This is a genomic window from Micromonospora sp. M51, assembly GCF_018070305.1.
GTDB classification, from domain to species: domain Bacteria; phylum Actinomycetota; class Actinomycetes; order Mycobacteriales; family Micromonosporaceae; genus Micromonospora; species Micromonospora parva.
On the sequence record NZ_JAGPXZ010000200.1, the window covers coordinates 1 to 8,601 of the forward strand.

The following is an 8,601-nucleotide window of genomic DNA, read 5'->3' on the forward strand; positions in this document are numbered from 1 at the left end:
ACCTGTCGGTCACCTTGGCGATCGCCCGGACGGTCGAGGCGGCGGGCAGTCGTCGCAACATTCCCGAGCGCACGCCCGGTCGGCCGGACCTGTTGGCTGTCCCGGTGGCCGAGGGGCGGGCGTGGTTCGAGGAGAACCATGTCGCGCTCACCGCCCTGGTCCGGAAGGCGGAGGAGGAGAACTTCCCGGTTCAGTGCTGGCAGCTGGCCCGGGCCTGCTGGCGGCTCAACTTCGACGGCGGGCACCTCGACGAGCTGATCGAGACCCACACTATCGGGCTTCGGGTGACCGAGCGGCTGGGCGACGAGGCGGCCTACGCCACCATGCTGAACTACCTCTCGTCGGCGTACTTCCGGTTGGCCCGCTTCCCGGAGGCGATCAGCGCGATGGAGGTGGCACTGACAGTGCGCCGCCGGCTCGGGCTCCGTGACGACACGCTCAGCACGCTGTGGAACCTCGGCGTCTCCTACGCCGCGAACGGTGACCACCGGCTGGGTAAGGCGAAGTTCGACGAGGCGCTCGACATGATCCGCGGCTTGGTCGACGTCCATGCGCTGACCAATCTGTTGAACAACGTGTCCTACGCGTTTATCGCCTGGGGCCGGTACGACGAGTCGCTACGCCTGGCCCGGCTGCACCTCCTGGCGGCCCGGCAGGCGAAGGACCGCCGGCAGACCGACAACGCGTTGGGGCACCTCGCCATGATCCGGCACCGGATGGGTGACCTGGGCCCCGCCCGTCGCCTGCTGCGGACGGCGTTGTACCTCAAGCGCCGGGCCAGCAACCGATTCGGTGAGGGGGAGGTGCTCAACGAGATCGGTGTGATGGAACGTGTCGCCGGCGATCCGGAGCGTGCCGCAGCCCTGCACCGGGAGGCGCTGGTGGCGATGGTGGACGCCGGCGACCGAATCGGTCAGTGTGCTTCCCGGAACCTGCTGGCCCGGGCGATGTTGGAGCAGGGTGACGCGGTCAGCGCGCTCGACCTGCACCGCCGGGTGCTCGCCGACGCCAGCCGGCTCGCTGCCCGCTACGAGAAGGCCCGGGCGTTGGAGGGCATCGCCCGGTGCGTGCTGACCACGGATCCGACGGCGGCCCGCGCGCACCTGGAGCAGGCGCTGGTGTTGTTCCGGGAGGTCGAGTCGCCGGACCGGCACGAGGCGGAGCGGCTGCTCACCGAGTTGGGCTGACGGATCATCTGCGAGTCGGCCACGGGCGCGGCAGGATGGTACGCGTGACGACTCCAGAGGCGACCGGTTACCGCATCGAACGTGACTCGATGGGCGAGGTGGAGGTGCCCGCCGAGGCACTGTGGCGTGCGCAGACCCAGCGGGCGGTGCAAAACTTCCCGATCTCCGGCCGGGGAATCGAGCCGGCCCAGATCAAGGCCCTCGCCCAGATCAAGGGCGCGGCGGCCGAGGTCAACGGCGAGCTGGGTGTGATCGACGCCAACGTGGCCGCCGCCATCGCCGCCGCCGCGGCGCACGTGGCCGACGGTGGTTACGACGACCAGTTCCCGGTGGATGTGTTCCAGACCGGCTCGGGCACGTCGTCGAACATGAACACCAACGAGGTGATCGCCACCCTGGCGAGTCGTGAGCTGGGCTCGCCGGTGCACCCGAACGACCACGTCAACGCCTCCCAGTCGAGCAACGACGTCTTCCCGTCCTCCATCCACCTGGCGGCCACCCAGTTCATCGTGGAGGACCTGCTGCCGTCGCTGGGGCATCTGGCGGCCACCTTGGAAACCAAGGCGGCGGAGTTCGAGACGGTGGTCAAGGCGGGGCGTACGCACCTGATGGACGCCACGCCGGTGACCCTCGGCCAGGAGTTCGGCGGGTACGCCGCGCAGGTCCGCTACGGGATGGAACGGCTGGAGGGCGCCCTGCCCCGGCTCGCCGAGCTGCCGCTTGGTGGCACCGCCGTGGGCACCGGAATCAACACCCCGCTCGGCTTCGCCGCCGCCGTGATCGACAAACTGCGTGAGTCGACCGGGTTGCCGCTGTCCGAGGCGCGTAACCACTTCGAGGCGCAGGGCGCGCGCGACGCGCTGGTGGAGACCTCGGGGCAACTGCGGACCATCGCCGTGGGCCTCTACAAGATCGCCAACGACATCCGCTGGATGGGTTCCGGCCCTCGCGCCGGTCTGCGTGAGCTGCGCATCCCCGACCTCCAGCCCGGTTCGTCGATCATGCCGGGCAAGGTCAACCCGGTGGTCGCCGAGGCGATGCGGCAGGTCTGCGCCCAGGTGATCGGCAACGACGCGACGGTCGGGTTCGCCGGTTCGCAGGGCGACTTCGAGCTGAACGTGATGCTCCCGGTGATGGGCCGCAACCTGTTGGAGTCGATCCGGCTGCTCTCCGCGGTGAGCCGGCTCTTCGCCGACCGGTTGGTGGCCGGCCTGGTCGCGGACGCCGAGGTCTGCCTGGCGTACGCCGAGGGCTCACCGTCGATCGTGACCCCGCTCAACCGCTACCTGGGGTACGACGAGGCCGCGTCGATCGCCAAGGAGGCGTTGGCGAAGCAGATCTCGATCCGCGAGGTGGTGATCTCCCGGGGGCACGTCGACTCCGGCAAGCTCACCGACACCCAGCTCGACGAGACGTTGGACCTGCTTCGGATGACCCACCCCTGACCCACCCCTCACCCACCCCTGAGCCGGCCCGCTCAGCGCAGGTTTTGTGGCCTCGCCCAGCCGACGAAGCGGGTGAAGAGCGCCGCGGGGTCCGGCCCATCGTGCGGGTTGAGCCGGTACAGGTCGGCGACCGCCTCGTGCAGGACCGCGCACAGGTAGACGCTCAACCCGACGCAGTCGTGCGCGTACTCCCGGCGGAGGGTGAGCCGGGCGACCGCGCACGGCCAGGGCGCGGCGCAGACGCGGCAGAGCCAGAGCGGACGCAGCGGCAGGTGCGGTCGTCGAGGCGTGGTCGCGCGGTCGTCCGGGTTGGTCCGGGGCATGGTGTTGCGGTCCTTTCGAGCTGACTCGTTTGTGGCATCACCCCCCGACCCGGCGCCCCCGCCCTCGCGCTGGCCTCCGCACCCCGCGCCCCGTGCCCGCGCTCCCGCCCCGTGCCCGCGCTTCGCCCCGTGCCCGCGCTTCGCCCCGTGCCCGCGCTTCGCCCCGTGCCCGCGCTTCGCCCCGTGCCCGCGCTTCGCCCCGTGCCCGCGCTTCGCCCCGTGCCCGCGCTTCGCCCCAGGCTCGCTGCTCGCTCGGTGCGCCGGGCTCGCGGGCCGCCTGCGCCCGCGCCCCCGGCGCTCCCGAGGGCGGCGGCGCGTGAAGATCGTGCTTGATCCTGGAAGTAGTGGTTTCCGCACGTTGGGACCCCACTACTTCCAGGATCGAGCACGATCTTGGGCGGTTGGTCGTCTTGGGTGGGGGTGGGACCGCCCGGCACGGGGGAGCGGGCGGTCCCGTGCGGCGCCGCCGGGCCCGGGGGACGGGGAGCGGTGCCGCGCTTCACAGTCTGGTGATCGGACGACTACGGTCGGAAGGGTTCGGCCCGCCTGTCGTAGCTGCCCTGTTCCCGGGCCGCGCCGGCTCTGTTGGTCGGCTGGAGTTGATCGTCGGCGGGTTGGAGAGTGGCTGGGCATGGCCGATGGACAGATGACGGCGGCGGCGTTCCTGGTCGCGGAGCTGCGCCGGGCGCGGGTGCGGCGCGGCTGGAGTCAGGATGAGCTGGCGAAGGCGGTCAACTACTCGGCGTCGATGGTCAGCGCCGTCGAGTTGGGTCAGCAGGTGCCCACCGCCAAGTACCTGGAACTCGTCGACCGGGCACTGGAGACCGGCGGCCTGTTCGGCCGCATGTCCACCGAGCTGGTGAGCCTGGACCGGGCGCAGCCCTGGCTGCGGGGCTGGCAGGCGATTCTTGCGCAGGCGCGCACGATCCGGTGGTATGAGCCCCGCTATGTGCCCGGGCTCTTTCAGACCGAGGCCTACGCGCGGGCGGTCTTCGAGGCGGGTGGCCTGCTGGACTCGGAGGAGGTCGACCGGCGACTGACCGACCGGATGGACCGCCAGCAGGTGCTCTACAGCGAACGATCGCCGCAGATCGTTGCGGTATTGGACGAGGCGGTGCTGCGCCGACGGGTGGGCGGGCGGAAGGTGATGCGCGAACAGGCACTGCACCTGGCGGGTATCGCCACCGGGCACCCTCGGGTCCGGCTGCACGTGGTGCCGCGATCCGCCGAGGAGTATCCGGGGCTCGGCGGGCAGTTCTCGCTAGCCACCCTGCCCGACGGCACGGAGTTGGCCTACCTGGACTGTCAGGTTCGTGGCCAGGAACTGGACCAACCACGGGATCTGCTGCGGTTGCAACGGGTCTGGGAGGCTACCTTGGGCGAAGCCCTGCCTCCGCAGGCGTCCATCGAGTTGCTGAGCGAGGTGGCCGAGTCGTGGAGTTGATCGCCGCTGAGTGGCGCAAGAGCAGCCGCAGCAACCAGGACGCCAACTGCGTCGAGGTGGCTACGAATCTGGGGGACGTGGTCGGGGTGCGGGACAGTAAGGACTCGGGCGGACCCGTGCTCGTTGTCGACGCGTACTCCTGGCGGCTCTTCGTGGCCGCGCCCCCGCGCTGACGCGACCGGCTCGCCCGCGACGGCGGGCGAAGGGGCGCGGACCTGGGGTGGCCGGGTAAACGGCTCGACGGTGTCCACGGGGTGGCGGGATGATCCGGGCCATGGGTGACGATCAGGTGGCCGCGCCGGTGGGGACCGAGCGGCTGCGGTTGCGGCGGCTGACCATGGATGACGTGGGCCTGCTGGTCGAGTTGGACAGCGACCCCGAGGTGATGCGGTTCCTCACCGGTGGCGTCGCGACTCCGCTGGCCACCGTGCGGGACGAGCAGTTGCCGAGGTTGCTGGCCCAGTACGACAGACATCCTGGGCTGGGTCGGTGGGCGGCGCACGATCGGGAGTCCGGGGAGTTTCTCGGTTGGTTCGCGTTGGACCCGTCGGAGGACGGCACCGAGGCCGAGTTGGGCTACCGGTTGCGCCGCGCGACGTGGGGGCGAGGGCTGGCCACCGAAGGGTCGCGGGCGCTGGTGCGGCACGCCTTCGACACTGTCGGGGTGCGTCGGGTCTGGGCCGAGACGATGACTGTCAACGAACGCTCCCGGCGGGTGATGGTGAAGGCCGGGCTGCACTACGTGCGGACCTTCCACCTCCAGTGGGACGACCCGATTCCGGGCACCGAGCAGGGCGAGGTGGAGTACGAGGTGCGGGCCGAGGAATGGGCGACAGCCGGTCAGGAACGGCCGGCGGCCCGTCGGGCTCGGTAGGCGGTCACCGCGGCGCGGTTGCCGCAGCCGGCCTCGCAGAACCGCCGGGACCGGTTGCGGGACAGGTCGACGACCACGTTGTCGCAGTCCGGGTACTCGCAGATCCGCAGCCGGCTCAGCTCGCCGCTACGGACCAGGTCGGCCATCGCCATGGCGGCCTCCACCGCGATCCGGGTGGCCAGCGGCGCGTCGCGGGGCACCGCGTGCAGGTGGTACGGCTCGTCGTCGTGCTCGATGAGCTGCGGTAGCGCCTTGTGTTCCAGCAGCAGGCCGTTGACCACCGCGACGATCTCGGCTGGCTCGGCGTGCCAGATGCGGCGCAGTTGGGGCCGCAGATCCCGGACGGCCCGCAACTCGGCGTCGGTGCGTTCGTGCCGGCCGCTGTAGGAGTAGCGGACGAAGAACGCGTCCAGGGCCGCGACGTCCGGCAGCAACTCACCGTCTCGACCTGCGGTGTTGACCAGCGCCGAGGCGGCGATCAACGAACACTCGGTGTCATGAGCGAATAGCATCTTGACTCCTGTCACGGCTTCCGCTTAGCGTCATCAGCACAAGGATAGTTTGCTCATGACACCACGCCGATTGCGAGGAGCGCGACATGCACTCACGACCTGCTGCCGGCGTCGGGTTGGCGCTGCTCTCCGCTGTCACCTTCGCCACCTCCGGCACCTTCGCGCGGTCGCTCATCGAGGCCGGCTGGTCAGCCGAGTCCGCGGTGATCGCCCGGGTCGGCGTGGCCGCCCTGGTGCTGGCGATCCCCGCCCTGCTGTCGCTGCGCGGCAGGTGGCACGTGCTGCGGAGCAACGCCGCGGCCATCGGGTTGTTCGGGCTCCTCGGGGTGGCACTGGCCCAGGTGTGCTTCTTCAACGCCGTGCGGTACCTCCCGGTCGGTGTCGCGCTGCTGCTGGAATACCTCGGCATCATCCTCGTGGTGGTCTGGATGTGGCTGCGACACGGGCAGCCACCCCGCCGGCTCACCATCGCCGGGTCGATGGCCGCCCTGGCCGGGCTGGCATTCGTGCTCGACCTCGCCGGCACCGCCGACTTCCACCCGGTGGGCGTGCTCTGGGGCCTCGGCGCGGCATTCGGCCTGGCGGGCTACTTCGTGCTCGCCGGCCGGGTCGACCCCCGACTGCCCTCGGTCGCCCTGGCCAGCGGAGGAATGGCCGTCGGCGCCGCCGTGCTGCTCCTCATCGGGCTGACCGGCCTGCTGCCGCTGCACGCCACCTTCGGCGAGGTCACCTTCGCCGGGCAAGCCACCAGCTGGTTGGTGCCGATCGCCGGGCTCTCGCTGGTCGCCGCCGTCATCGCGTACCTCGCCGGCATCGCCGGCACCCGGATCCTCGGCCCGCGACTGTCGTCGTTCGTCGGGCTGACCGAGGTGCTCTTCGCGGTGCTGATCGCCTGGCTCTTCCTGAACGAGCTGCCCACGGGGTGGCAGCTGTTCGGCGGTGCGCTGATCGTCGCCGGCGTCGCCCTGGTCCGCCTCGACGAGCTGCGGTCGCCCCCGACTGCCGCACCCGCACCGGTCACGAGCGAACCCGAGCTGGCGCTCGACGGTCGGTGAGAGAGTGGCGTCGTGCTGACGACTGTGGTGTTCGACGCTGACGAGACGCTGCTGGATTTGCGCCCCGCCGTGACCGGCGGGCTGGTGGCCGTCCTCGACGAGATGCGGCGGCGCACCCCGGCGGCGGCCGGCGTGACGCTCGCCGAACTGGAGTCCGACTGGGGTGCGGTCTTCGGCGAGCTGACGGCCGCTCCGGTGATGGAGATCAGGCGTGCCGCGCTGGCCCGGTCGCTGACCCGCGCCGCGCTGGCCGACCACCTGGACGAGTTCGCGGATCTCTTCTTCGCCCGCCGGTTCGCCCTCACCCGACCGTTCCCGGACGTGACACCGGCGCTGGCCACGCTGCGCCGCCGCTACACACTGGGCTTCGCCACCAACGGCAACAGCCGCGCCGAACGATGTGGGCTCACCGGCGAGTTCGCCTTCGAGCTGTACGCGCACGAGAACGGCCTGCCCAAGAAGCCGGCCCCGGAGTTCTACGCAGCGGTGGTCGCGGCGGCCGGTGTGCCCGCCGGGCAGATCGTGTACGTCGGTGACTCCTGGGAGCACGACGTGGTGGGGCCCCGGCGGTTCGGCCTGCGATCGGTGTGGCTGAACCGGCTTGGTCTGCCCCGCCCACCCGGTGGACCGCCGGACGCCGAGGTGTCGACGATCGCCGACCTGCCGGCCGCACTCGCAGGTCTGGCCGTCGAGTCGGACAGCGCCGACACTCTCCCGGCTGCGCGTGTCGACGTGGCCGGTGTCGATGCTCTTGGTGGGCGTGCGTAGGCGGAGAAATTCACGACCATAACGGGCGTTCAGCTGGCGTAATCCGACCCGGTGTTGTGTGATGGCTGCCACGTCCCTCAACGAGAGGATCCGATGTGGTGAGCAAGCGCTTCACCGCCCGTACGGTCGCGACAGCGGCAGTACTGGCACTTACGGCTACGGGGTTGGGTGTGCCGGCCAACGCCGCGCCGAGCGACTCCCGCACCTTCACCGTCGTCGCCGAGGATGGCGTCGCCGCCGACACCGCCATCGCCGCTATCAAGGCGGCTGGCGGCACTGTGGTGTCGCGGTCCGACGAGGTCGGCATGTTCCAGGTCAGCAGCGACCGGGCCGACTTCGCGGCCAGGGCGACCGCCGCGCCGACGCTGATCGGTGCCGCCGAGCAGAAGGCCATCGGCCGCAAGCCGAAGCTGGACCGCGTCGAGCAGGAGCACCTGCTGGCCGGTGCCGGTGCTCGCGCCGGTGCTGGTGCCAAGAAGGGCGCCAAGCTCGATCCGCTCGACGACAAGCTGTGGGGCCTGGAGATGATCCGGGCCGACAAGGCCCGCAAGATCGAGCCGGGCGACCGTCGGGTGACCGTCGGCGTACTGGACACCGGCGTCGACGCCAGCAACCCGGACATCGCGCCGAACTTCAACTGGTCGCTGTCGCGCAACTTCGCGCCCGACCTGACCGATGTGGACGGCCCCTGCGAGGTGCCGAGCTGCCTCGACCCGGTCGGCACCGACGACGGCGGGCACGGCACCCATGTGGCCGGCACCATCGGCGCCGCCGCCAACGGCTTCGGCCTCTCCGGCGTCGCCCCGAACGTCTCGCTGGTCGAGCTCAAGGGCGGCCAGGACTCCGGCTACTTCTTCCTTGACCCGGTGGTCAACGCGCTGATCCACGCCGGCCGGTCCGGGATCGACGTGGTCAACATGTCGTTCTACGTCGACCCGTGGCTCTACAACTGCACCGCCAACCCGGCCGACTCGCCCGAGGACCAGGCGGAGC

10 protein-coding genes are annotated in these 8,601 nt (G+C 70.9%); 8 read left to right on the plus strand and 2 right to left on the minus strand.

All coding sequences use genetic code 11. From position 1 onward, the window contains the following. Both KBX53_RS13350 and KBX53_RS13355 read left to right on the plus strand, forming a co-directional pair. Positions 1–1,187, plus strand: a 1,187-nt coding sequence (locus KBX53_RS13350) for a tetratricopeptide repeat protein (protein ID WP_210859514.1), incomplete at its 5' end; no start/stop codon positions are given. A 35-nt stretch (positions 1,188–1,222) separates the two neighbouring features. After that, positions 1,223–2,632 (plus strand): aspartate ammonia-lyase, encoded by a 1,410-nt coding sequence (locus KBX53_RS13355; protein WP_210859516.1) that lies wholly within the window; start codon positions 1,223–1,225, stop codon positions 2,630–2,632. 32 nt (positions 2,633–2,664) lie between these two features. On the opposite strand, the gene KBX53_RS13360 is transcribed toward KBX53_RS13355, so the two are convergent. Beyond that, the gene (locus KBX53_RS13360; protein WP_030327868.1) at positions 2,665–2,955 is read right to left on the minus strand and encodes a hypothetical protein; all 291 of its coding nucleotides are present in this window, start codon (positions 2,953–2,955) and stop codon (positions 2,665–2,667) included. A gap of 631 nt (positions 2,956–3,586) precedes the next feature. On the opposite strand from KBX53_RS13360, the gene KBX53_RS13365 reads away from it, so the two are divergent. From KBX53_RS13365 to KBX53_RS13375, 3 genes are all read left to right on the plus strand, one after another. Further along, positions 3,587–4,399, plus strand: a complete 813-nt coding sequence (locus KBX53_RS13365; RefSeq protein WP_210859517.1) for a helix-turn-helix transcriptional regulator — start codon at positions 3,587–3,589, stop codon at positions 4,397–4,399. Further along, positions 4,390–4,572 (plus strand): DUF397 domain-containing protein, encoded by a 183-nt coding sequence (locus tag KBX53_RS13370; RefSeq protein ID WP_210859518.1) that lies wholly within the window; start codon positions 4,390–4,392, stop codon positions 4,570–4,572. Before KBX53_RS13365 ends, KBX53_RS13370 begins: the two co-directional genes overlap by 10 nt. Before the next feature lie 101 nt (positions 4,573–4,673). Continuing rightward, positions 4,674–5,273 (plus strand): GNAT family N-acetyltransferase, encoded by a 600-nt coding sequence (locus tag KBX53_RS13375; protein ID WP_030327865.1) that lies wholly within the window; start codon positions 4,674–4,676, stop codon positions 5,271–5,273. On the opposite strand, the gene KBX53_RS13380 is transcribed toward KBX53_RS13375, so the two are convergent. Next, on the minus strand, positions 5,240–5,785 hold the full coding sequence (locus KBX53_RS13380) for a CGNR zinc finger domain-containing protein (protein ID WP_210859520.1): 546 nt from the start codon (positions 5,783–5,785) through the stop codon (positions 5,240–5,242). The two genes, KBX53_RS13375 and KBX53_RS13380, sit on opposite strands and share 34 nt — an antisense overlap. Positions 5,786–5,871: 86 nt before the next feature. Between KBX53_RS13380 and KBX53_RS13385 the strand changes: the two genes are divergently transcribed. The 3 genes from KBX53_RS13385 to KBX53_RS13395 all read left to right on the plus strand — a co-directional run. Further along, positions 5,872–6,840: a DMT family transporter gene (locus tag KBX53_RS13385; RefSeq protein ID WP_210859522.1), complete on the plus strand. Its 969-nt coding sequence runs from the start codon at positions 5,872–5,874 to the stop codon at positions 6,838–6,840. Positions 6,841–6,852: 12 nt separating this feature from the next. Next, positions 6,853–7,608 carry an HAD family hydrolase gene (locus KBX53_RS13390; protein ID WP_210859524.1) on the plus strand — a complete coding sequence of 252 codons (756 nt, stop codon included), beginning with the start codon at positions 6,853–6,855 and terminating at the stop codon, positions 7,606–7,608. Positions 7,609–7,706: 98 nt separating this feature from the next. Continuing rightward, on the plus strand, positions 7,707–8,601 hold an 895-nt coding region (locus KBX53_RS13395; protein ID WP_210859527.1), incomplete at its 3' end, for a S8 family serine peptidase.

Bases quoted from the DNA above. Each gene is read 5' to 3' on its own strand.
- KBX53_RS13355 (WP_210859516.1), top strand. From the start codon at position 1,223: ATGGTACGCGTGACGACTCCAGAGGCGACCGGTTACCGCATCGAACGT.
- KBX53_RS13360 (WP_030327868.1), bottom strand. From the start codon at position 2,955: ATGCCCCGGACCAACCCGGACGACCGCGCGACCACGCCTCGACGACCG.
- KBX53_RS13365 (WP_210859517.1), top strand. From the start codon at position 3,587: ATGGCCGATGGACAGATGACGGCGGCGGCGTTCCTGGTCGCGGAGCTG.
- KBX53_RS13375 (WP_030327865.1), top strand. From the start codon at position 4,674: ATGGGTGACGATCAGGTGGCCGCGCCGGTGGGGACCGAGCGGCTGCGG.
- KBX53_RS13380 (WP_210859520.1), bottom strand. From the start codon at position 5,785: ATGCTATTCGCTCATGACACCGAGTGTTCGTTGATCGCCGCCTCGGCG.
- KBX53_RS13385 (WP_210859522.1), top strand. From the start codon at position 5,872: ATGCACTCACGACCTGCTGCCGGCGTCGGGTTGGCGCTGCTCTCCGCT.